The sequence below is a fragment of the Rhodanobacter sp. BL-MT-08 genome (genome assembly GCF_054161255.1).
Genome location: NZ_CP167872.1, coordinates 367,686 through 392,188, shown reverse-complemented (window position 1 = coordinate 392,188; position 24,503 = coordinate 367,686). Strand labels below are relative to the sequence as shown.

At 59.7% G+C, this 24,503-nt stretch carries 15 protein-coding genes; 7 read left to right on the top strand and 8 right to left on the bottom strand.

The window, feature by feature from the left end; translation table 11 throughout:
• Positions 1–9 precede the first annotated feature (9 nt).
• Both ACDK93_RS01565 and ACDK93_RS01560 read left to right on the top strand, forming a co-directional pair.
• The gene (locus tag ACDK93_RS01565) at positions 10–633 is read left to right on the top strand and encodes a DUF1989 domain-containing protein (protein ID WP_458070833.1); all 624 of its coding nucleotides are present in this window, start codon (positions 10–12) and stop codon (positions 631–633) included.
• On the top strand, positions 623–1,726 hold the full coding sequence (locus ACDK93_RS01560; protein WP_458070832.1) for a hypothetical protein: 1,104 nt from the start codon (positions 623–625) through the stop codon (positions 1,724–1,726). The genes ACDK93_RS01565 and ACDK93_RS01560 overlap by 11 nt, the downstream gene beginning before the upstream one ends.
• Here the strand turns inward: ACDK93_RS01560 and ACDK93_RS01555 are convergent.
• From ACDK93_RS01555 to ACDK93_RS01540, 4 genes are all read right to left on the bottom strand, one after another.
• Positions 1,706–2,626 carry a UPF0104 family protein gene (locus ACDK93_RS01555; RefSeq protein ID WP_458070831.1) on the bottom strand — a complete coding sequence of 307 codons (921 nt, stop codon included), beginning with the start codon at positions 2,624–2,626 and terminating at the stop codon, positions 1,706–1,708. The genes ACDK93_RS01560 and ACDK93_RS01555 overlap by 21 nt on opposite strands.
• On the bottom strand, positions 2,623–3,438 hold the full coding sequence (locus ACDK93_RS01550; RefSeq protein WP_458070830.1) for a lysophospholipid acyltransferase family protein: 816 nt from the start codon (positions 3,436–3,438) through the stop codon (positions 2,623–2,625). Before ACDK93_RS01550 ends, ACDK93_RS01555 begins: the two co-directional genes overlap by 4 nt.
• Positions 3,439–3,466: 28 nt before the next feature.
• On the bottom strand, positions 3,467–4,333 hold the full coding sequence (locus tag ACDK93_RS01545) for a GNAT family N-acetyltransferase (protein WP_458070829.1): 867 nt from the start codon (positions 4,331–4,333) through the stop codon (positions 3,467–3,469).
• Positions 4,334–5,162: 829 nt separating this feature from the next.
• Complete coding sequence (locus tag ACDK93_RS01540; protein WP_458070828.1) at positions 5,163–6,944, bottom strand: GAF domain-containing protein; 1,782 nt, start codon at positions 6,942–6,944, stop codon at positions 5,163–5,165.
• Between the two features lie 187 nt (positions 6,945–7,131).
• On the opposite strand from ACDK93_RS01540, the gene ACDK93_RS01535 reads away from it, so the two are divergent.
• The 5 genes from ACDK93_RS01535 (at position 7,132) to ACDK93_RS01515 (ending at position 12,404) form a co-directional block, all read left to right on the top strand.
• On the top strand, positions 7,132–7,641 hold the full coding sequence (locus tag ACDK93_RS01535) for a hypothetical protein (RefSeq protein WP_458072540.1): 510 nt from the start codon (positions 7,132–7,134) through the stop codon (positions 7,639–7,641).
• Positions 7,541–7,756, top strand: a complete 216-nt coding sequence (locus tag ACDK93_RS01530) for a hypothetical protein (RefSeq protein ID WP_458072318.1) — start codon at positions 7,541–7,543, stop codon at positions 7,754–7,756. Before ACDK93_RS01535 ends, ACDK93_RS01530 begins: the two co-directional genes overlap by 101 nt.
• 282 nt (positions 7,757–8,038) lie before the next feature.
• Complete coding sequence (locus tag ACDK93_RS01525; RefSeq protein WP_458070827.1) at positions 8,039–8,431, top strand: hypothetical protein; 393 nt, start codon at positions 8,039–8,041, stop codon at positions 8,429–8,431.
• Positions 8,424–10,046: a diguanylate cyclase domain-containing protein gene (locus ACDK93_RS01520; RefSeq protein ID WP_458070826.1), complete on the top strand. Its 1,623-nt coding sequence runs from the start codon at positions 8,424–8,426 to the stop codon at positions 10,044–10,046. Before ACDK93_RS01525 ends, ACDK93_RS01520 begins: the two co-directional genes overlap by 8 nt.
• Positions 10,047–10,556: 510 nt before the next feature.
• The gene (locus tag ACDK93_RS01515) at positions 10,557–12,404 is read left to right on the top strand and encodes a chloride channel protein (RefSeq protein ID WP_458070825.1); all 1,848 of its coding nucleotides are present in this window, start codon (positions 10,557–10,559) and stop codon (positions 12,402–12,404) included.
• Positions 12,405–12,656: 252 nt separating this feature from the next.
• On the opposite strand, the gene ACDK93_RS01510 is transcribed toward ACDK93_RS01515, so the two are convergent.
• The 4 genes from ACDK93_RS01510 to ACDK93_RS01495 all read right to left on the bottom strand — a co-directional run bounded on the left by ACDK93_RS01510 (position 12,657) and on the right by ACDK93_RS01495 (position 24,316).
• Positions 12,657–12,806 (bottom strand): hypothetical protein, encoded by a 150-nt coding sequence (locus tag ACDK93_RS01510; protein ID WP_458070824.1) that lies wholly within the window; start codon positions 12,804–12,806, stop codon positions 12,657–12,659.
• 41 nt (positions 12,807–12,847) lie between these two features.
• On the bottom strand, positions 12,848–13,267 hold the full coding sequence (locus ACDK93_RS01505; RefSeq protein WP_458070823.1) for a hypothetical protein: 420 nt from the start codon (positions 13,265–13,267) through the stop codon (positions 12,848–12,850).
• Positions 13,249–15,081, bottom strand: a complete 1,833-nt coding sequence (locus ACDK93_RS01500) for a GAF domain-containing protein (RefSeq protein ID WP_458070822.1) — start codon at positions 15,079–15,081, stop codon at positions 13,249–13,251. The genes ACDK93_RS01505 and ACDK93_RS01500 overlap by 19 nt, the downstream gene beginning before the upstream one ends.
• A 1,003-nt stretch (positions 15,082–16,084) precedes the next feature.
• Complete coding sequence (locus ACDK93_RS01495; protein WP_458070821.1) at positions 16,085–24,316, bottom strand: beta-1,3-glucanase family protein; 8,232 nt, start codon at positions 24,314–24,316, stop codon at positions 16,085–16,087.
• Positions 24,317–24,503: the final 187 nt, after the last annotated feature.

The window sequence follows — 24,503 nt, the reverse complement described above, 5'->3', positions numbered from 1 at the left end:
CATAGCAGAATGCACTCCCCCCTTCCCACGGCGACTTTGATCATGACGTCTAGAATTCCGCCGCGCAGCGGCGTGGCTTTCGAATTGAAGCGGCACCAGCGGCTAAGGGTCAGCGACCCGGATGGCGAGCAGGTGGCGGATCTGCTCGCCTACTGCCGCGAAGATGTCAGCGAAGTGCTGTCGTCCGGCCGCAGTATTGACTACGCCGCGAGCATTTACCTGAGCACCGGGGACCTGCTGTATTCCAATCGAAGCAACGTGCTGCTCGAGATTGTCGCCGACAGCGTCGGCCGCCATGACTTTCTGCTGACGCCTTGTTCCGCGGAAATGTTTCGCATCATCTATGGCGACGAGCAGCCGCACCGCGGCTGTTTCGGCAACCTCGCCGCCGCGCTAGCGCCCTACGGCATTGACGCGGATAACATCCCTATCGCGTTCAACATATTCATGAATGTCCGGATTGACGGCGAGACGGGAGCCGTGAGCGTAAAACCACCGCTGAGCAAACCGGGCGACAGCATCGTGTTCGAAGCGAAGCGCGACCTCATCATCGGGTTGACGGCCTGCTCGGCCGGTCAATCGAATAATTTTTCCTACAAGCCGATCGACTACGAGATCCTGGATGCATCCTGAGATCCCGCAGCACGCCGCCGCCCCTACTCTTGCGGAGTCGGCGCACGGGTCTCCTGCGGCAGGCCGCTTCGAGCAGCTGCCGAAATGGCTCAACCTGGTGCCCATGGTGGTCCAGTGGGCCTGGCTAGGTTTTCGCTACGGCAGCCTCACCCTGCCCTCCGCCGCCAACCCGCGCATCACCGCGGGCGGTCTGGTTGGTGAAGGCAAGCTGGAGTATTTCCGGATCATGGGTGCGCTGGCGCTGGGCGCCTGTGCCGAGCATGTGGGCGTCCTCATCGGTGCACAGACGGTGCTTACCGACCTTACCGATGCCATGGCCAGGACCGGCCTGCAGTTTCCGGTGATGGTAAAACCCGACCTCGGCTGGTGCGGATTCGGCGTGAACAAGATTTCGGAGCGACCCGAACTCGAACGCTATTTGAGCAGGTATCCGCGCGAGCAGACCCTGCTGTTGCAGCGTTACCTGCCGGAAGACGGCGAAGCCGGCCTGTTTTATGCGCGCGAACCGGACAGCGCGGCCGGCGAGCTCATTGGGGTGCTTCTGCGCCACTACCCGCAGGCTGTCGGCAACGGTCGCGACACGCTCGCCGAACTGGTGGCGGGCGATGCGAGGCTGCGGCGTTCGATGGGCAGCCACCTCCATCGTGGTGATTACGAACCGGCTTACGTTCCGCGTGCCGGCGAAAAGGTGCGCCTGTCCACGATCGCCTCGACCCGCGTCGGCGGTCTTTACGAGGACGCGACGGCGCTGGTGACGCCCGCACTGCGCGCGCGGGTTGATGCGATCGCCCGCGACATGCGCGATTTCCACATCGGCCGGTTCGACGTGCGCTTCACCACGCTGGAGGCGCTTCAGCGCGGGGAGTTCACCATCATGGAGGTCAACGGCGCAGGCTCGGAGGCGGTGCATGCGTGGGATCCGAAGTATTCCATCCGGCAGGTCTACCGCATGGTCTTTGCCAAGCAGCGTCTGCTTTTCCGCATAGCCGACGCGAACCGGCGCAAGGGACACCGGCCCATCGGCAAAATGCGCCTGGCCCGACTCTACCTGGAGCAGCAGCGACTGATGGCGCTATATCCGCCGTCGAACTGACATCGCGCCCACCGTGCGCGTCTGCTGTGCAGTCAGCGATATGACGGCGATGACGAACGGAGCGATGTTGTAAATCAGCCTGAAGAGCAGCAATGCGGCCAGCACGGCCGCGCGGCGATCGTCGGGAAAGGTGGCGAGAATGGCCGCTTCGAATACGCCGATCCCGCCGGGTGAATGGCTCAGCACGCCGAGCAGCATGGCTCCCATCACGACCGACGCGAACGTTGCGAAGCCAGGCCTGATCGCCTCGGGCAACAGGATGTAGAGCGCTTCGATGGCAGCGCACCCCTCCACGGCTCCTACCCACAGCAGCATCAAAAGCGTGCCGCGGCGCATGGCCGGGAGAGCGAGACCATAACGCCCCAGATAGCGGGCGGTCAGCGGTACCCGGCACAGCAGCGTCACCAGCACGATCATGCCGGTCCCGCAGGCCAGGCGCACATAGGCCGGCGTGATCGTTGCGCATGTCAGCGCCAGCAGCAGCACCGTCACCGAACCAAGCACCACGCAAAAGCCGACCAGCACCACGACGCGTGCAATGTCGGCGCGAGACAACCCCACCTGACGGTATAGCCGGTAGCGCAAGGCGCAGCCCGTAAACACCGGGAACCCCAGCGTGTTCGACACCGCGTGACTTGCCGCGCCAACGAACCAGGCCCGACCTTGTGCCACCGCCCCAGGGACGATGAGCCGGGTAGCGAAACGGTCGTAGAAGGCCAGCCCGGCGAAGCTGACGCTGGTGGCCAGTGCCGATGCATACAGGCTGGCAGCGGGCGTGTGCCGCAGCGCGCCGACCATCGCGGCAAATGTCATATCCCGGGCGAAGTGCCACAGCACGCCGGCGGCCGCTGCCAGGATGCACGCGGCGATGAGGCCGACCAGCAGGCGCCTGACCGTCACGGCACGAGCCGCCAATTCGCGCTGGCGCCCGGCGCCTGCGCTGCAGGCTTCTTTAATGGCGACGCCTCGGCGCAGAGACCCGATGCCACGGTTCGGGCCGCTGCCGCCGCGAGGCTCTTGCGATCGCTACCATCGGCCGCGGCCAGCGCCGGATGGAAGACCAGCCGAACCTGGGCGCCGCGAGTCCGCATGAAGTGCCAAAGATGCGCGGCCAGCTGCATATCACCGTAGTAGGCATACAGGTCACGGTCCTCGACCGTGCATGGCGGATGACCATCCACGGAAACCAGATCGATGGAAAACGGCTGGATCGACAGCCCGCGCTGGAGATGCGCTGCCGCTGCCGAGAATGCGCTGGACTTGAAAGCGAGCATGCCGTCGCCGGCCGAGCTGCTCCCCTCAGGGAAAAGCAAGAGGTTGTCGCCGCCATGCAGGGCGGCGTCCATCGCCCGGATCGCCGTGACCGCATCGCGGGCCCGGCGGCTGACAAACACGGTACGTTGCAGTCGCGCGAGCCAGCCAAACAGCGGCCAATGCTGCATATCCGCCTTGGCCACAAAGCGGCCAAGCACTATGCCGCCGACGACGGGAATATCGAGATACGAAAGATGGTTGCCGGCGTAGGCCACTTGCCCGCCCGTCAGCGGCCGTCCCACGCACTCGACGCGAATGCACAGCACACGACAGATCATCCGATGCCAGAATCTGGCCGATCGCAGCGCGACGGCTCCGAACGGGAGGAGAATGCACTGACACGGAAAAATAGCGAAGATGAGCAGCACAAGTAACGCCAATTTCAGCACGGCGCGCATCCGAGACGCGCCGGTGAACGGCGTGTTCCTAAGCATTCGGGCGGTTCAGTGGCGACAGCAAATCGACATCGCATTCGCGCTGATAGTGCCGCGCATATTTGGTCGTGAGGTCGGCCGTCTGCAGCACGATGCAGACGTCGATCGAGTTGAATTTGGTATCGACGTAGGCGTCCAGGCCCACTCTAGCACCGAGCTGCAGGTAGCCACGAACGAGCGGCGGCATCCGTCGCAGCACGCGTCGGGGCTCAATGATATCCGCTGATAGCCGGTTCGACCGTACGGCACCCGGCCCAATGGCGTAGGGGCGCAGCGAAGAAACGACGAGATGAAAGCGATGCAGATAGGCCAGCTGATCTTCGATGGCTGAAGGGTCGGTGCCAGGAAAGCTGGCGCAGCCGAACATAACCTCTACCCGGTGTTCTGCGACATAAAGCGCAAGCGCCTTCCACAGCAACTGCAGCACAGGGCGTTGGCGATATTCGCGCAGCACGCATGAACGACCCAATTCGAGCAGTGGCACGCGGGAAGCGAGCAATCTATCGATGTTGAATTCGCCGCTGCTGTAAAACGGACTCTTGGCCGGTCGCGCATCGCCGCGGAGCAACCGATACGTACCCACCACGCCAAGGTTGATGTGGGACCGTCGCTCGTCAATGACGATCAGGTGATCTGTAAAAGCGTCCATGGGCTCGATATCGAGTTGCTCGGCCCGACCCATTGCGTCCGTCGTAGCGTCGAGCTCACCGAAAAAGACCTGGTAGCGTAGCGACTGGGCAGCCCGAACTTCTTCGGCACACTGCGCTAGCCTCACTGTGACCTTGGTTGGTGACGTGCTCTCAACCCTACTGGTCCTCATCGAAACAGCATCTGCAAGGGCGCTGTTGCTGTCGATCATGTGGCTCGCGCTGTCATGCATAGCTATTTTTCGCTGACTGGGTGCACAGAGTTATCAGAGATTCCGGATATATCGAGTGAATGGATAAGTGAGGCTGTGGCAAAACACAGCTCATACAGCTGATTAGGTCAACTTCGTTAGGCTCGCAAACAGCGATGCGTTTATCTGACAAGTGCATGGCCCCTTGCGCCTATCGAAAATTGTGCTTTTGCTACAAGAATCCCCGCAGGCTACGAGCGAGCAGTCCTATCGAGCGCAGGGTTAGTTCGGGAGCTTTGATCGACTAGGACGCCTTCGAACAGCAAGTTGAATCAAGAGCGGTAGGAAGGTCACACCGACCCGTTCTAAGCAGCTATTTCTGTTTGTTGGGTTCGGAGGTTTGAGCGGCGCAAGGCGGCCTATCAAATCTGAAATCGGCCATCAAAGGGCTTGGTCTGGAACTTAGGGTCAGGTCCTTTCATGTCAAAAGATGGCAACCAACTTCTCCAGAGCGGACACTCACGACTGGCAGCAATGGGTCGGACAGCGACCGTCGAGCAATACTTGCCCGACGACGAATGGAAGAACGGTGACCAACGGACAATTACCGGCCAACAACGGCCGGCCGCCTTTTCCAAATGCATGCAGCAAAGCGGCCATCCGAACACCGTTGAGCAGCGCAACAGCCCAGGACAACTATAGACGTACTTGCGACTGGCTTTTCCCCTGAGAACTCCTGACAACAGCACAACACCACCACCGTGCCACTGCGGTTGGCACGCCACCGGCTCGATAGGTGCTGTAGCTTATTTACTTCATCCGTCCCGGTTTGCTGCTGGCGCGCCCGCCATCAATTAGGCAGCGGTTGTTTGTCAAAGCGCAGGACTTCCATCAGTGCAGCCTCACGCTGCTGAGCCTCGGCCAGATGCTGCTCGCTGATGACCAGACGCTGCTCACTGATCTGCGCACGGATCGCAAACAGCGTGGTGCTCACCTCATGTGTTACGTGCGCGAACAGCTCGCGCTCTTCGTTGCTGTAGTGCTCCTCAGGTCGCGGCCCGATAACCAACAGCGCCATCAACTGGCCACGCACCTTCAGCGGGAAAGCGTACCCCTCTTGTTGCAGGGCTCCTGCACGATCGTGCAGATCCACGTCAGGCTCATGCGCTCGCAAGGCGACGACTGTTGGATCATCGGTATCCACACATGCTGGCAACAGGTGGTTGCCCCGCTGCCCTACAAGCACAAAACCTTGCGGACGGCTTTCGTATATGGCCACCCAAGGCGCGCCGGTGTGCCGCTGCAGCTCAGTGACGGTAAGTTCCAGCAGACTATCGGGAGCACTGACGAAAGCTGCTTCGCGAGCGAAGCGCCGCAGCGCAATCTCCTGGCGATACTGATGTCGAAAAATCAGGCGCTCGATTAGGCCGTCAAGGCGGCGATGCACGGTCGTCAGCGAGGCTCCCAAGGCGAGCGGCACAATCAGCTCAAGGAAAAGACTGGTACGTTCGCCCACCGCGATGCGTTCGATCAGGCTCTCGAACAAGGCAAACAGGCCCAGCACCAAGCTGGTGGTCGCCGCATAGACCAAGGTGCGATTGAGTACCACGCGGAAATCGAGCAGCCGCGTGCGCACGACGGCATACAGCAGACCCACGAGCGACAGCGAAAACATCGCGCGGGCAACCAGTTGCGAAACCGTCGGACCGAAGATCGGCGTATTGATCAGAAAAATGGCGGCCACGTAGATCGCCCCGCAATACGTTACCCATCTCAGGCGCAGCCGCTGAGCCTCGTTGGCGCGCGGCAGTACGCCAAATAGCATGGCGACTGGAACCGCATAGCTGATGGTCAAGATCACGCCGTAGGCTGGGCGGAGAAGCTCGGCCCAGCCAGTAGCGACGAATGCAAGTAACCCGGCCAGCGACTGTATCGCGCCTAGTCCCAGCATAACTGCGAAAATCGTGCGCCAGACTCGGGTGGCGGGGAGAGTAAGCAAGGGAGCCGCCATCGCCTCGGCCATGACGTAAAAACTTAGCCTCGCCACTAGGAACATGACGTTGGAGGTGAGCAGCACCTCCAGGCCGAACGTACCATCGGAGGGGATCCACTGAAGTGCAATTCCGAGCAAAAAGGCTGTTGCCCACAGCGCCAGCCCCATGGCGTCACGGCCCCGCCCTTTCCAAAGAGCGAGCATAGCGATGACCGACAGGCAAAGGTTGTAGCTGAGAAAGACAAGAAGGCCCCAGCCCAACAATCGCTGGATAGGGGATTTTTGGAATAAGGGGACACTGTGAAGCGCAATGACCACCGCAGTGCCTTCGCGGCCGGCATGCTGCAGGACGAGGTCATAGGCCGAGTCGCTGGGGAGACTGTTGAGGTTGGCCGCCTTGGCCATCGCAATGCGGGTCGCCGGAGGGAGCGCCGAAAGATCTAGGCGGTCACCAGGCTTCAACTGCGTGGGAAGCGGCACGCTTTCATTCGCCATCACCACGGCGATATGCGCGTTGGCAAGACGGAAGATGGGAAACCCGAAGCGCTGGGTAGATACAAAATAACTCCAACCCACGTACCCCAAAGCCACAACCACAACGAGCGTAAGCCCCCAGACCCACCCTTGACGACCCTGCATACCCGCCCCCTTTGAACGATGTATCCGGGGTTGCCACGACCGGACGTTAAAGTTCCCTGAGTCTATTTCAGAAGAGCGATACGTGGGGATTGCCAAGTTCGTCGTGATCGCGGAAACGGGGGTAAGACCCACAATTTGAGATATCGGCGCGCGCTGGCAGGCTCCACCACCTCGGTAGGAGTCCACCATGAATACGATCGATATATCCACCCAACGCCGCGAACCCTGGAACAAGGGCAAACTTACCGGGCAAAAAGCTCCGCTCAGGCTCTGCGACATCTGGGCAATTCGGATCCGCCTTCAGCTGGCCAGGAAGTTTCGGGATCTTGCCCTGTTCGATCTGGCGATCGACAGCAAGCTGAGGGCGTTTGACCTGGTCAAGCTACGGGTCCGTGATGTTGGTTCTGCGGATCACATTTCCTCCCGAACCATCGTCCTGCAACTGAAGACGCAGCGCCCGGTCCAGTTCGAAATCACCGCGCCGACGCGAAATGCCATTTCCCCTTGGATCAAGAAGGCTCAGCTTCAATTCAACGCCTATCTGTTCAAGCCGGATCCACAACTCGGACCACCTTTCAACTCGTCAATACCCACGAATTGTCAATGCGTGGATTGCAGAAATCGGTTTGGACGTTGCTGCCTACGGTACGCACACCATGCGTCGTATAAAAGCTACCTTGATCTACCGATGCACTAAGAACCTGCGTGCTGTTCAATTGCTCCTTGGACATAGCAAGCTCGAAAACACAGTTCGATACCTTGGAATCGAGGTAGAGGATGCTCTCGAGATCGCAGAGCAGACTGAGGTTTGAGCGGATGAGTTCTGAGCCGGATAGCGAACGCAAACGCATACCGCAAAGCAGCAATTCAACATTGCTGAACGCCGCTGGAAGCGGCGTTGTTGGACCAGGGAAGGAGTTGAGGGCTTCGTACGGAACCAACGCCCTTAATGCAACTGATCTAAAACACAGAAAAATAACTAAGGGAGGGCCAGTGTTCTAGTCGGTGTATAAAAGAATGCTCCGCGAGGCAAGCAAGCGCGCAGACAAAATCTACAGTCATGCGACCAGCATGAGGAGCGCTCCAAATGGCCAATGCGCATTGATATTGATGGGATCGCCGCCATGCTCGATCACCAAGCTGGCGAAGGGGCGGACACGGAAAAAATCGCCGCCATCGCCCTGTCGACATGGGAGCACGCTGAGGAGGCTCTTTCTCCCATCATCGGCAAACAAAGTGTGACTGCACTTTATAAACGCAGTTTGCAGAAAAATCTCGTTAATCACCCATGCCTGGTTATAGCTTACGGGCCGTCGTCGGGCGACGAGAGTGAATTCTACGGTTTCGTTAGTGCGTTGTCGGGACAAACGCCAGAGCGTGCGTCAGCGGCGCTTCTCGCGGCATTTACCACCTTCTACGAATTGCTCACCCATCTACTTGGCCGCTCGCTTCTTGAGCAGCTGATGAAACCATGTCGCTATGACTGATTGCACCGATACTCGTGAGATCCTTGATGCCGAGCAGATTATGGCGGCACTAAGCCGGCAGACGGATGATTTGCGTTCTCACCTTGCTAAGCTGAAAACGCAAGTATCCGATGTTCAGGCTTATGTCGCCGGCGATCGAGCTTCTCAGTTGGTAGAGGCAAATTCGAAGCTGATCACTGCCGCACTACAGGCCGAAAACATCGCCGAAATGGCAGTCAACAATCTTCGCGAAGTCAGGCATTCCAGCATGTTTGATGCCCTAACTCACACTGCCAATCGTGCGCTTATGTTCGACCAGATGGTGATGGCGCTGGCATCGGCCAGGGAGCACGATGACAGCGTCGCGATTCTTTTTCTCAACATTGACCACTTTAGGAGCATCAACACGAAGCTAGGTCACGCTGGCGGCGACGCTGCTTTAAGAATGGTGGCAAGCCGCGTAGGTGCGGTACTGTGCAGAACGGACGTTATGAGCCGTCATGGAGGCGATGAGTTTTTAGTGCTCCTTCCTGACATCGTCGATTCTGCCAATGCAGAGGGCATCGCCAAGAAAATACTTGCAGCAGTCGCGACGCCTCACGCATTCGGTGACGTCATGATGAATATTTCAGCAAGTTTGGGTATTGCGATGTATCCCAGAGATGGCGTGACTATCGAATCACTGATTGAACGAGCAGACCGAGCTATGTACCTCTCTAAAACACATGGCGCTGGAGGGTTCAGATTTTACCAAGAAACGGACTCCGAAGAGGCTAATCCATCTTCACCCCTTTCTTCACAGGCCATGCCCACCGCTACTTTCGAGCACGAATCGCTTCGAGAAGCACGACTTGTGAATTTGCATGACGCCAATCAGCAACTGGTTATGGCCTTGCTTTCCTCAAAGGAGTTGGAGGAGCGTGCTCAAGATGCACATCGCCAGCAAATTAAGTTTATGGCCATGGTGGCGCACGAGCTGCGCGGCCCACTCGCCCCCATGAGCTTGGCCGCGAGCCTCCTTACTGACTGGGACACCAAAGACATAGCAGTCCTGTCTCGCCTTCAAGAAATCATTGAGCGTCAGGTGAAGCACATGACGCGGCTAATTAATGATCTCGTTGACGGCTCGCGCATCAGTACGGGGAAACTTCGTCTCCAACTGAGCGTTATTGATCTCGGCAAAATACTTCGGACGGCCGTGGAGATGTGCCGTCCAGCCATGGAAATGAGAAATCAACAAATGTCCTTGGAACTCCCACCCGTACCATTACCGTTTCAAGGGGATGAAGTGCGGCTAACGCAGGTCTTCAGCAACTTGCTCGACAATGCATCGAAGTACAGTCCTGTGGGTGGGCGCATCGCATTGATTTATTCAAACGTCAATGGCGCCATGGTCGTTGCAGTATCAGACAATGGCATAGGCATGTCGGCAGAAGCTCTGGCGCACGTTTTCGATTTATTTGTCCAAGACCCACGCGGCTTGGAGCATTCCAACGGTGGCCTTGGTATAGGACTCGCCGTGGTGCGTGAGCTGGTTGACGCGCACGGGGGTCACGTCTCAGTAAGTAGCAAAGGAATTGATTCAGGTAGCGAATTCTCCGTTACCCTTCCTAGTCAGCGGCTGATGGTCGGCTAAGCAGTCGCAGTATTAAGTATTACTTGTTATATGAGATCTTAATGGTATGCATGAAATGCTATCCGTCGTCCTAGTCAGCTGGAAGCGGAAGTAATTGGAACACTTCAAGTAGTAAAACGCAGTGTGAGCAGATGCCAGCCCTACACCACCACAGCGAGACCTGCAGAAGAATCGTTGCTACTCCTGCGCCGATCGACATAAATACTCCTATCGGCCTTCATCGGCCTTCTAGCAATTGTCCTTAAAATCTGGGTAGAACCCCAGTCAACAAGGACACACTGGCCATCCCAAAAGCAGCGGTTCGCAATCGGCTGCATTGGGTTGGTCTCTGGCCGTCGCAGCTTATAGCACTGCCGGCGAGCCAACAAAAGCCGAGGCCGGCCAAGAGTCATTCTTCGCCTCTTGGTTTTGATGGAACTTGGTGAGGCCGGATTTCCATTCATTTTCCAGCCAGCTACGAAGGCAAATTCCGCGTAGCCTTCCGGAGCTGAGCAGGCGAACGGATAAGAAATGCAAAAGAATATTTTAGGGCACCGCTCAGACGTCGCCCTGCCTTTAGCGCCTGCTCTCGATAACACCCTAATCGCGGCGCACATGCCCCGGGTATTCCCGCCACTTGATCGTCGGGTGCTCTGGGTCACTGGAGTGGCCCTATGCCTGGGGATTGTGGTTGGTTTGGTAGCCAAGATTCTTACCGCTCTGATAGGCCTCGTCACCAACTTGGCGTTCTTCGGCCGCTGGAGTTTCGCCTTCACCAGTCCCGCCGGAAATCAGCTCGGTCTCTGGGTCATCGTCGTACCCATCGTCGGTGGCCTTATTGTCGGTGCGATGGCTCGCTGGGGCTCGCGTGCGATTCGTGGCCACGGCATTCCGGAGGCGATGGAGCAAGTGCTGCTCAACGAGAGTCGCATCCCACCGATCATCACCTGGCTGAAGCCGCTATCGTCTGCCTTTGCCATCGGCACGGGTGGGCCGTTTGGCGCGGAGGGCCCGATCATCGCAACCGGTGGCGCACTGGGTTCGCTCATCGGTCAAGTGACCCACGTGACAGCCGACGAGCGGAAAACCTTGCTGGCAGCCGGTGCAGCGGCCGGTATGGCGGCAGTGTTTGCCGCGCCGGTGTCCGCTGTTCTGCTAGCGATTGAATTGTTGCTGTTTGAACGCCGCGCCCGCTCGTTGATTCCCGTCGCGCTCGCAGCGGTGGTGGGTGCCGGCATGCACTTCGCCTTCGAAGGCAGTGCGCCGATGTTCCCTATGCCGACTGTGTCCGCACCCGACCTTGTCGCATTGGCAAGCTACATTCTTCTTGGCACGTTGGTAGGCGTTGCGAGCGTCGGCGTCACCCGCCTCGCCTATGCCATAGAAGACACATTCGAGAAGCTTCCGATTCACTGGATGTGGTGGCCGGCGCTGGGTGGTTTGGTCGTGGGTGGCGTCGGCTACGTCATGCCGCAGACGCTTGGCGTCGGCTACACCAACATTACCGCTGTCGTCTCGGGCCAGATTGGTCTCGTCGGCCTGATTGGCTTGTGCCTGCTGAAACTGTTGTCCTGGTCCGTTGCCCTGGGCAGTGGCACCTCGGGCGGCACACTGGCGCCTTTGTTCACGATCGGTGGCGCTCTGGGTGGTGCACTGGGTATCGCAGCAGTGGCGCTTGCACCGTGGCTGCATATCGATCCGCGTCTTGCCGCGCTGGTAAGCATGGCGGCAATTTTTTCGGGCGCATCGCGGGCCTTCCTGACGTCGGTGGTGTTCGCTTTTGAAACGACGCAACAACCACACGCATTGCTTCCTTTGTTGGGCGCTTGCGCGGCAGCCTATCTGGTGTCGGGCTTGATGATGCGCAACACGATCATGACCGAGAAGATCGTCCGTCGTGGCGTACGCGTGCCTTCTGAATACAGCGCTGATTATCTCGATCAGGTTCTGGTGCGCGATGCGTGCAGCCGCAATGTAATTAGCTTACAAGCAAGCCGGCAGATATCTGATGTGCGTGACTGGATGGAATCGGACGTGTTGGACGCGAAGCATCAGGGTTTTCCCGTGCTTGATGCAAACGGCCGACTGGCCGGTGTCGTCACGCGGCGAGATTTGTTGAACGACAAGGTGTCCAGAGATGCGTTGGTGGGATCATTGATCCAACGTCCACCACTGGTCGTCGAAGAGAGCCACTCCCTTCGAGAAGCAGCCGATCACATGGTGGAGTCAGATGTGGGCCGGCTGGTCGTGGTGAGCTGCGACGATTCGGGCTGCATGATCGGCGTCATTACGCGCGGTGACCTGCTTTCCGCACATGCGCGGCGCTTGCGTGAGGCGCGTCACTCCTCCCGGCATTTCGGCAAGAAGAAGCCGGCTTGAAGAGCCGGTGGGTGAGCGGTGATGAGGTCATGGTGAACGTCCACGGCAGCGACCTCGCTTGCAACGTCCGTCTGTCTCGATAGCTGCGTACCGGTCGTAGCACCGAAGTCTCTAACAGATTCAGGACAGTCCATTTGGAGCAACGCCTTGCCCTAACGCTGTAGCGAAGCTCGAATGAGTCTGCCCGCACGAACACTATCTCGGCGCTAGCCCTCAAAACTTAGATTATACAAAGCGGACTTTAGCGACTGGCTAGAACGGGTCGGTCAGCGACCGTCGGGAAAGATCAGCCAACGGACCAGTCTGCGCCTGGCGCGCCTGCAGGTAAAGTGCATAGGCTTTGGGATCGGTCGCCCGCAACGTCGGCACCGCGCCGAGCAGCTTGACCTTGAGGTTCTTCACTACGTCCGCGGCAATACCGTCCTGAATCGCGAAGATATCTGTCAGCTTGCGGTCGTAGCTGTGCGACCAATCTGGTAACCGTCGGCAGCACGCACCAGTTGCGCGTTGATCCGCACTTGATCGCCCTCCTTGAATACCGATCCTTCCAGCACGTTGGCCACGTGCAGCTTGGCCGCGATCTCCGGGATGGCTAGGCCCTTGCCGCGAAACGAGAACGATGAGGCCTGGGCTGCCACGCGCAACGGCTGCACTTCGGTCAGCAGGTTCAGCAGATCCTCGGAGATGCCGTCGGCAAAGTAGTCCTGCTGCTTGTCGCTGCTTTCGTTGGTGATCGGCAGCACGGCGATGGAGTTGGGCAGTGCACTGATCGGCGCGGCAGAGGGGGCCGCGGCTACCTCATTGACCCAGCGATGCAGGACGAAGGTGTTAGTCAGCAGCAGAACTACGGCCAAGGCAAGCACGCCGGTAATCCAGTAGTTGAGTTTGCGGCTGGTGGAATGCCGACCCGCAGCGCTTCCAGCAAGGTGATTTCGCGCAACCGAGCCTCGGCCAAGTCCAGAAGGGTAGCTTCGCGCAGCTTGGACTCCACCAGCTGCTGTTCGCTGATCTGCGCGCGGATCGCGAACAGCGCCGCGCCCACTTCGTGCGCTACGTGCGCGAACAGCTCCCGCTCCTCGCCGCTATACTGCTCCTCAGGCCGCGAGCCTACTACCAACAGGCCAAGGAGCTGGCCGCGAACCTGCAGCGGAAAGGCGTAACCCTCCTGCCGCAGCGCACCCGCACGATCGTGAAGATCCACCTCAGGCTCGTGCGCACGCAGAGCGATCACCGCTGGGTCGTCGGCGTCGATCTGCATGGGCAATGCGTGGTCGCCGCTCTGCCGCGCCAGCGCATAGCCTTGCGGCGTGTTCTCGTACAGTCCCACCCATGGCGCGCCGATATGGCGGCGCAACTCAGCCGCAGTGAGCTGCAGCAGGCTGTCCGGGGCGCTGACGAAGGCCGCTTCGCGGGCAAACCGGCGCAGCGCCTGCTCCTGCCGGTACTGGCGGCGGAACACCAGCCGCTCGACCAGCGCGTCGATGCGCCGATGCACCGTGGTCAGCGAGGCACCGAGCGCCAGCGGCACCAGCAGCTCCAGCAGCAGGCTGGTGCGTTCGCCCACGGCGAAGCGTTCGATCTGGCTCTCGAACAGGGCAAACAGGCCCAGCACCAGGCTCGTGGTCGCGGCGTAGACCAGGGTGCGGTTGAGCACCACGCTGAAATCGAGCAGCCGCGTGCGCAGTACGGCATACAGCAGGCCCACCATGGATAGCGAGAACATGCCGTTACCGGCCAACGACGACGCGATGGGACCAAGGACCGGCGTATTGGTCAGGAAAATGGCGGCCACGTAGATCGCACCGCAACGGGATATCCATCGCAGGCGCAGCCGCTGTGTGGCATCGGCGCGCGGCAGGACGGCAAACAGCATCGCCACCGGGACGGCGTAGCTCAGGGTCAACGTCACGCCGTAAGCCGGGCGGATCAGTTCAGCCCAGCCAAAAGCGACGAACGCCAGCGGGCCGGCCAGCGTCAGTATGGCGCCCAGTCCCAGCAAGATGAGGAAGACGATGCGCCAACGCGTGCGGGCGCGGGGCGCCAGCAGCGGCGCCGCCATCGCCTCCGCCATCGCGTAAAAGCCAATCCTTGCCAGCAGGAACAGCACGTTGGAGGCCAGCAGCACGGCCAGACCGATCGCGCCATCGCAGGGAATGAACTGCAGCGCGAGGCCCAGCAGGAAAGCGATAGCCCACAGTGCCAGCCCCATCGCGTCCCTGCCCCTCCCCTTCCAAAGGGTGAGCAGAGCGATGACCGACAGGCAGAACGGATAGCTGAGAAAGCCGAGCAAGCCCCAGTCAAGGAACCCCAGGACAGTCGATTTCAGGGCATACCCCACGCTGTGCACCGTGATGACTGCCGGCGCGCCCGCGGTGCCGGCGTGCCGCACGACCAGGTCATAGGCTGCATTCGGAAGCAAGTTGAGGTTGGCCGACTTGATCAGCGCGATCCGGACGGCTGGCGCGAGGGCAGGAAGGTCGATGCGGTCGCCAGGACGCAGTCCGGTGGGAAGGGGCGCGCCGGCTTCCGCTTGCACAATCTCCGTATGCGCATCGGCGAAACGGAAGGATGGAAGACCGAAGCGCAGGTCAGGTTGAAATATCAGCCAGCCCGAGTACCCCACGGCCAGCAGGACGACCAGCGTGAGCAACCAAAGCAGCCCTTGGCGACGATGCATGTAAACCCCCGTGAAATGCCTGGAACAGAATTCTGCCGATTTCGGATCGGCGCACGCGCGAGTTTAGGCCAGCATGGAACGGTGCGGGGGGTCGTCCCCAATCGTTCAGGCCTCGGAACTCGCGGATCCATGAAACGCAGGTAGTCGATATCCGGCCGGAGAGCCTGCCGGGCTGGTCGTCAAGGACGCGTTTCGACCAACCTCGGCCCTTGGCGAACGCCTCGAAGGTCGCCGCATTCTTGCCTTGCGTGGAAAACAGCACGCGTCATATCGCCAGCTTTTGCTGTCGATTGAAAGTAGACCATCTCACGGTAAGTACCGCCGCTGGCACTCAGCAAAGGACGCGGGTTGGGTGCCTGCTCGCCGCCACAAGTTCTTGCCCGTGGTCATCCACGAGAAGGGCTAGGTGTTCGCTCCGTGCTCGCGCCGCGGCCGTAACTGCCTCGACCCGTTCCCGCGCGCCTCGATCGAGGAGAGCTTGCGCTGGCCCATGACCTGTCACAAAACATGTGCTCAACAGCCCACGGCGAACGTGCGGCAGCGCCTGAAGTAGGGCTGCTATCCGTGATAAATGTTAGTGACTGGCGGGCCGTCCTGAAAGCTGCCGTTCGCGAACGACGGAAACGGGTCGATCAGCGACCCTGGAGTAAGAGCCGCCCGCAGGCCAGTCGGCGGACTTCAACTAGAGGTCGCTGACCGCCCGTAAGAGACCGTCGGTCAAAGAAAATATCTGCTTCAAAGCGGACGTTCGCGACAGGCAGAAAGGGGGTTCGAAGCAGCTGTCCGCCCTACCCCCCGATAACCCTCCCTTATCACAAGCCGTGGGCGGGCTCGGCTGACGGCCACTTGCACATTAGTAGCAACGGTTACAAGCAATCGCAAAAATTTTATCGATCTCCAAAGCTTCATATCGAAAACGAGTGCCCATCTCGATAGCGGACGCCTCGCTGAATTCCGAGGCGGTCCACCTCCGTCTGATTGATATTAGACGGTCAAAGACACTCTACCAACCAATACCGAATGACATGTGCTCTGGCTTCTGCGTTGTGATGGTGGTGCTTTGGTCGTTGTTGTCGTCATAAGAAAAGCCGTACGCCAACCCGCCAACCGAGTGTTGGTGCCAGAACTGTGAATAGAAGTTCGCCGGCGAGGACAGGTAGTAGTTCGATGCCTTCGCCCAGCTCGCGGGGGTAAGCAATACGCCGCGATTCGCCGCCGCACAGATCTGGTTTTCCAACTGCAGCTGGATGGTGTTCTCGTCCTGCTGTTGAGAGGTACTTCCTGCAACACCACTGGCCATCGTTCCCGCACACTCCAGGATGTCTTGCGTGGATGGCTGTTGGACAACAAACGTCTCGCCTGCATTGGCCGCCGCTGGATTGACCTCTTTAAAAGTAAAGGTCGCACCGGAAGTCGTACCGGTGAATTGGCGGCCGTTGATGGTAGCCGTTAGCGGCGTAGCGCCATACTGAGCCCACGCACTGGCGATGGCATTATCAAAGTAGTTACCGTTCACGCCCCCGGCATTAAAGGTGGTTTCTGCGGGCGAGAGGATGCGCAGGTTGCTCGGTGCGGGTGTATGGAATGCCGCTGGCGTCTGGTTGATGTATTCCTGGTCAAGATTTGCGATCGACTCGTTGATACCTACCTGCATGTGGAAGGTTTCGTTCGATCCCCATACATCCAGCAAAAGCGGCAAGCCGAACTGGTTGACCTGCGTGGTGTTGATGAAGATACCTCCGGTCGCGTCGTAATTGAACTCGTACCAGTCGTAGTGGACATTGATGTTCGGATCGCTACTGTTCAATGGGTTGGGGCCGGCGTAGCCATCACTACCACCGTTGGCGCCCGCCACGACCGACATGTATAGCGGACTCCCTTCTGAAATATAGATGCGTCCCGACGTTACCGGTGGCAGCATGAGTTGATGGCTCTGCGCCAGCGTGAACGCATAGTTGGGGTACGTCTTCCCGTTCGGCGCGACAAGTGCGTTGGAAGCCGTGTTGTCTGCCACGCTCGCTGGCGTGAGCGTGCCGTTGTCACTGACCCAGGACAACGCCCCGGTCACCGGATCAAAGCCAAGAATTTCGATATAGATTTGACTGTCCGACCATGCGCCGTTGGTGTTGTTGTTGAGGTCAGTGACAATGACGCCGGGGACGACTGTGTAGCTTGGCGACAGGTTGACGTTCAACGTTGCAGCTGAGGACGTTGCGGATCCCGTGGCATTGGTCACCGTGACGGTGAAGCTGCTGGCGTTATCGGCGGCCGTCGTTCCGGGCGTGGTGTAGCTGGAGCTGGTCGCTCCAGCGATGGCGGCGCCATTCTTGTACCACTGGTAAGCCAGCGAACTGCCGGCGGCCACCACGGAGAACGTGGCTGTCTTCCCAATGGTGACGGTCTGGTTGGTTGGTGCCGTATTGATGGCAGGCGTCGTGCCTGTCGGTGCTGCCGAGGTCATCGTAATGGCGGTATTGGACGCGGGCGAGGCGCCTGCCGCGTTGATCGCCTCGACAACATAGGAGTACGTGGTCGACGCCGTCAGTCCCGTATCACTATAGGCCGTTCCCGCTAAGCCATTGGCGATGGCAACGCCGTTACGAATGACGGTATAGGTCACGCCGGGGGTTGCCGATGCACTCCAGCTCAGGTCGACCTCGCTGGACGAGGCCACCGTTGCCGTCAGGTTTGCCGGCGCGAGCGGCGGCGCTGTCGTGCTGACGCTGGCTTGCGCCGTCGGTGCCGACGTACCGGACGCGTTGGAGCTCTCGACCAGATAATAATAGGTCGTGTTCTGGGCGAGGCCGGTATCCGAATAGCTGGTGCCGCTAGCCGTGGCAATTTGATTGGCGCTGGACGGGGTAAAACCTGACGTAGTGCTGCGGAAGACGTCGTACACCACCCCTGCGGTCGACGAAGGCGCCCAGCTCACCGTGGCCTGACTGGCGGAGGCGAGCGTCGCCGTCAGGGCGCCGGGAGCACTGGGAGGCGGAGCGATCACTTCGATGCCGTTGACTACAGCATTGTCCTTGATCGTGCTGAACTGAAGAACGATCTGACCCTGCGCATTGGCGGATGCCGTAAACGGCTCGACGATCGCGATGTTCTGTCCACCGGCTGTCGCGAGAACGTCGAAGTTGGCAAGCACCTGCGTTCCGTTGATAGCGACGTCGAACACGCGCTGTCCTGCCGTCGTCCAGTAGAACTCGTCGAAGTGCAGACGCACGGTATAGCTGACGCCAGGGTTGAGCCCAGTAAGCGTGTAGGTAAAGCTGTTGCCGACCCGCTGATGCTGGTAGACCGACTGCGGCGCCGCGTTCGTTACCCCGGAGATCTTGATCGTCGCACCCGTATCCGACGACGCGCCGCCGGTGAAGTCTTCATCGGCAACATAGTTGCTGGCCGCCGGGCCACCAGCGCTGATCGCCAGTGTGTCCGAACCGCAACCGGACACGCAATCGACATCGAAGGTGGTCGCCGTCGCCATATTGGAAGCCATCGACGTGCCCGCCGGATCGATCGCCTCGATCGTATAGGAGTACGTCGTGGAGGATGTCAGGCCCGTGTCGCTGTAACTCGTTGCGGTCAGGCCATTGCGCACCGCCGCTCCGTTACGGAACACCGTGTAAGTCACGCCCGACGATGCCGAGGCCGTCCACTTGAGATTGATCTGGCTGGACGAAGCTACTGTGGCCGCTAGATTCGACGGCGCGTTGGGCGGCGTGTTCGTCGCCGTCGCTGTTTCGACCTCGATACCGTTGACCTCGGCATTGTCCTTGACCGAGACGAACTGAAGCACGATTTGTCCCTGCGCGTTGGCGGTCGCCGCAAACTGCTCGACCATCGCCACATCCTTGCCGCCCGCGGCCGCGAAGATGTCGAAGTTCGTCAACACCTGCGTACCGTTGATTCTGACGTTGAAGACGCGCTGTCCTGCTTGAGTCCAATAGAACTCGTCGAAGTGCAGACGCACGCTGTAGCTGGTCCCGGGTGTTAGACCTGGAAGGGTGTAGGTGAAATTACCGAACCGTTGGTTCTGGTAGACCGATTGCGGCGCCGGATTGGTCACGCTGTTGATATTGATTGCTGCATTGGTCCCCGATGCGGTACCGCCGACGAAGTCCTCATCCGCCGCAAAGGTGCCTGCAGCGGGGCCGCCCGCGCTGATCGCGATGGCGTCCGAATTGCTGCAGTTTGTCGTGCAGGTCGAGGACGGGATCGTCACCGTAGCGGTGTTGGAGTCCGCCGAGGCGCCGAACGCGTCCGTGGCTTCCACAACGTAGTAATACGTGGCGGCGGAAGCCACGCTGGTATCCGCATAGGTTGTGCCGGACGTCGTAGCGATCTGATTTGCGCTAGACGGGGTGAAACCCGCCGCACTGCTGCGATAGATGGTGTAGCCGACCGTGCAACCGCCTGCTGCTGTGCTCGCGCCCCACGTTAGGTTCACCTGGCTTGAGGAGCTTGCGCCTGCCGTTAATGCACCTGGCGTGCTCGGAGCGACATCGCAGCTGCTTTGTTGCACGGCGAGTGTGGCCGCGCCGCTCGCCGTCGTGCCAAAGACATCGCTGACAGCCACGCTAAAGAGCTCGCCATTATTGGCCGTCGTGGTCGCCGGTGTCGTGTAGCTGGATGACATGGCGCCGTTGATGGGCGTTCCGTTTTCAGACCATTGGTAGGTCAAGGTGTCCAAGCCCGTCGCCGTTACGCTGAAGACCGCCGGCTGTCCCACGGCGACAGCCTGGCTGGCTGGTTGCGTCGTAATGACGGGCACCGTGCCCGCGTCGGTGCCGGAGACGCACAGCGTCGCGCCGGGGTAGTTGTTGGTGACCTGATAATTGGACGTACCGTCGAAGTTCACCACCGCGGTTTTCGTGGAGTCGTCTGGATCGACGGTCGACGTCCACGTACTCCATGTCCCGGGGAAAGCAGTCGTATTGTTGTTGACGCCGCTGATGCTGTGCGCCTCCGATGCGGTGGGCAGGCGCATATGGATGCTCGCGCAATAAGCCTGCGCATCCACGCCGGTGAACTGCGAACCTGGCGTGGTATCGGTCATCACACTACGCGTCCAGGTCAAGCTGGTCAGATTGTCAGTCACCTGGCTCGGCGTGGACGGATTGACCGTATATCGATCGGTGGTGCCACAACATTGCGCCACGTTATAAACCTGAAACTCGTAGATCGAGTAGCCATACTGCGTCGCGCGCTGTATGGCGTTCAAACGGATATAACGACCGGTCACCGTTGGGAAGTTGAGCGTTTCCGTTCCGCCGGCGCCGGCGTTGTTAGCGTAGGCCACATTCCAGGTGGGATTGGTCACCGGATCGGCGTTGGTATAAAGAATCTGATACTGGGTCGCATAAGCGTTTTCCCAGTTGATGACGACCGTATTGAAGGACTGGGTCGAACCCAAATCAATTTGCAGCCATGAAGGATCGACACCGGCAACGGCTGGCGTCGGTGGTGCACCGGCGACTGCCGAACCCCACCGGGTTGAGAGATTGCCGTCGATAGCGTTCTCCGGCCCGAGGCATCCAGTACCGCTGTACGGAGGGCTCGTCGTTCCATCGGCACAGGCATTTTGCGTGCTGCTCGAGGTAGCGAAGGCGTTCAACGCGATATTTACCCCCGGCGGCGCCAGCGTGATTTGCGCGGCGTTGCTGGTGACCGGTGCGCCGGCGGCATTATTTACTGTCACCGCATACGCACCGACGTTGGCGGCGCTCATCGCGGGGATCGTATACGTCAGTGTGGTCGAAGACTGCGTTCCGCTACCGAGAATCGTGGCAGATCCTCCCGCGGGCGTGAACAGCCATTGATAGGTGTAGGGGGCGGACCCGGCCACGACAGCGGTCAACTGGACGGGCTCATTGACAGGCACGATGCGGCCGACCGGTTGCGTAGCAATGGATACTGCTGTGGCAGCATCCACCGTCACCACGGCATTCGACGATTGAACCGAGCCGAGGTTGTTGGCGACCACGACATAGAAACTTGCGCTTCCTGCTGCGCCATACACGGGTGTGGTGTATGAAGCCTGATTGGCGCCGGCAATGGCGCCCGAGCCCACCTCGTACCACTGATAGGTGATGGTCGGCGAACCGGTCGCGGCCACCGTCAGTGTGGCCGATTGCCCGTCCACCACAGCCTGCGACACCGGTTGGGTCGTGATGACAACATTCGCTGGTGCGTCGACGCTCAACGTGACTGGGGTCGATGTCACCGTACCCGAGCTACTGCTCACCGTCACCGTAAAGGTATCGCCGTTGTTGGCGGCGGTTGTCGCCGGCGTGTTGTACGTGGCGCTGGTTGCGCCGGCAATCGGGCCGCTCGCGTCGGACCATTGGTAGGTCAGGGTGCCGGAGCCCGACGCCACCACGCTGAAGGTCGCCGAATAGCCCGACGTGGTGGCTGCGTTGACGGGTGGAACGATGATCGCCGGTGCCTGTGACTGCAGGGAAACGGGTGGCGCCACCGATGCCAGCGTCACGCTGCCACTTATCAACCCGGGCGCGCTCGCCGTGACGGTGACGGATCCGGGCGTAAACGTGCTGCGAAGAGCGATCTTTTGCAAGCCACCTTCGAAGTTGAGTTCCGGATCGCCGGGTGAGTGAAAGAAGGCATAGGGCACGCCTTGAATGACTGTGCTGTTCGCCTTGGAAAAAGCGTCCTGGTAGTAGCTAGTCCACGACGGGTCGGCCACCAGCTGCTGCGTACCGCCCATATAGGTTGCCGGGCCGGTGACGGAAAACGTAACGTTATCCGCCGCCGTCGGCACCAGGTTGCCGGCGGCGTCTTCCACTTGCGCGACCACAAAGGCGGCATCCGAACCGTTGGCGGTCCACTGAAAACTCGTGCCATCGGGCTTGGTCACTTCAGGAACGACGCTGAGAACGATCTGGCTTTCCGCTCCCGCAGTGGTGCGCGTATCGCTGACGCCAGCAACCGGATTGCCACTGGAGTCCAGACATTCGGCCGTGACTGTGCCGGGCGCCCAGTTCACCATCCAATGAACCTGCCCCGGCATGACCGTCGTGCTCTGTGTCAGGTTCGCACTGGAATTGACGTTCCACGCATTTGGCGTCTGGTCCTGAAGCACGGCGCCGGTGACCGGGTCGTTGGGCACACCATTGATAAGTAGACGCACCGCCGGACAATTGCTGAAAGCGTTTTCTTGGAGTGGCGTGCCCGCGGTGTACTCGTAGGCGCGGTTCCAGTGGTGCGCGAGATGCACCACCGGCTTGATCGAATAAGGTATCCAGTTGGCCTGATAGATGTAGTACAGCAGGCGCGGAAAGCGATTCGCGTCGGTCGAGGAGTAACCCAGCGAGCGCACGAAGTTCAGCATGTTCGGCTGATTCTGATATTCCGCCCACAGACTGATCTCGCCGGGAGACTCGGCGAAATACCATTGCGCCATGCCAAACGCATTGGCCGCCCTTCCCTTTCTCCAATCGTCCAAATAGGGCGCCGCAAACGCGAGTTCGTAGTCATAGGCCAGGCCGCGTCCGGTGCCCATGTTGTCCCAGTATTCGGCACCGAAGGCCGGATTGTTCGGGTTCTGCGCCTTGTTGCCGGCCTCGCAGCCGGCGCCGTCGCATTCGTCGATCAAACCATATGTTGGGCTGTACGTGCGATCGGCACTACCGCGGGGATTGATGCTGTCCCACGTCGTCTCGATCGAACCCAGTTCACTCGCGAGAGCCGCATTCATGCCGCCGTTGTCTCTCTCCCAGTCGAGAATAGACGGATGGCTGCGATCACGGATGATCATGTCGCGATGCACTTCTTGCTTTAACTGTAGGTCGTCCGCCGTTGGGTTGGAACTGGCATTCCAGTAACCCTCGCCATCGCCGCTGGGCTGGTCGATCATGATGCCATAGGCATCGGCAGCCTCCACCATCTCCTCACTGCTGGTCGAGTGACCAGGCCGCCAGATGTTGCCGCCTTGCGCCGCAATTTGCGCCATGTCGCGCCACCACTGCTCGTCGGGAACCGAAGAACCCAGCGCCGGATAGTCGTAACGGCTCGACCCGCCCCAAAGATAGACGGCATGACCGTTGAAGTAGGGAAAGTTGGCGTCCCAGGTAATCGTGCGAATACCGAGTGTGCTCTGCGTCGAATCGACCACGATCCCGTTCACACTGACGATGCGATAGACCTTGTAGAGGTAAGGCGAGCCGCACGGTACCGGCGGCGATCCACAGCTTGCATTATTTGGATACCACAGCGTCGGATTGGGCACGGTAATCGACTGGTCGAACATCGGCGTCGCGCCGGATGGAAAGGTACTCGGCGTCATCGCCGGAACCGTTTGTGTGACCGGCGGCGCCGTAACGACCACGTTGCCTTTGGCGTCGACGATCTGCGTCGTCAGCGTGACCTGCTGCGCGCTCGTTGTTTCGTTCAAGACATTGGTTTGTACGTCGACCACGGCTGAAGCGGCCGTGGCTGTTCCTTGCGCCGCGGGCACTTCGGATACCGTGCCGACGTAAGTGCCCCAGGTCTTCTGATTCGAATAGACGTTCGGCGGGATATGAACCGGGTTGGTGATGTAAAGCTTGACGTTGCGGAACAGTCCCGCCATGGCCTGGCCGAAACGGAACGCGCCGGAGAAGTTCGGCGTCTCGAACCACGAAGCGCCGCGTGAGACATCGATGGCAATGACATTGTCGGTACTGCCATCGGCTTTGATGTATGGCGTCAGGTCGACGACTACCGGGATGAAACCCACCACGTGGGTCGCTTGCGCATCGGCCGCCACGGCGCTGACGCCCGGCAGCAAAGTGCCGTTGATGAAAACCTGGATACCGGTGTGCGAACCTTCGATGTTGAGCAGAAACTTTTGACCTGCGTACTTCGGATCCACTTTGAAATGCAGACGGTACCAATTGTAGTTTCCCGTCAAAGACCCTTGCCCGCCGCCGGATGCTTGATTGATGAAGGTGCGGGAGATATTCGCGTCATACGGCAGACCCACCTTCGTCCAGGTGGCGCTGGTATCGGCACTCTCGTTGAAACCCGGCGTCGAATAGGCTGTCGAATTATTGGTATTTTCGAACCACCACGCATTCTGCGGTGCGTTCGACGTCGAACTGGCATTCGCGACGTATTGTGGAACGCCTGCCGCGAGATTGATGGTGTACCGTTGCGAGCTCGGCAGCGTCGGTTCTACTTGTTGACCGGCGGCGTAAGGCGAACTCACTAACGCCAGCAGCACAACAAGCATCATGCAAAACTTGCGTAAGCTAGCAGCCACTCTGAATATCCCGTACATCGTTACGAGCCTCTGGCTGGCAAGAATGTATGTCGACGCGACATATTCCTCAGCTGCGTGCAGTCTCACGTGCTTCCCCTTTTGACTCATCACGCGTTTCGAAATTCGGAATTTTCACCATTCACGGCAACCTTCGGTGTGA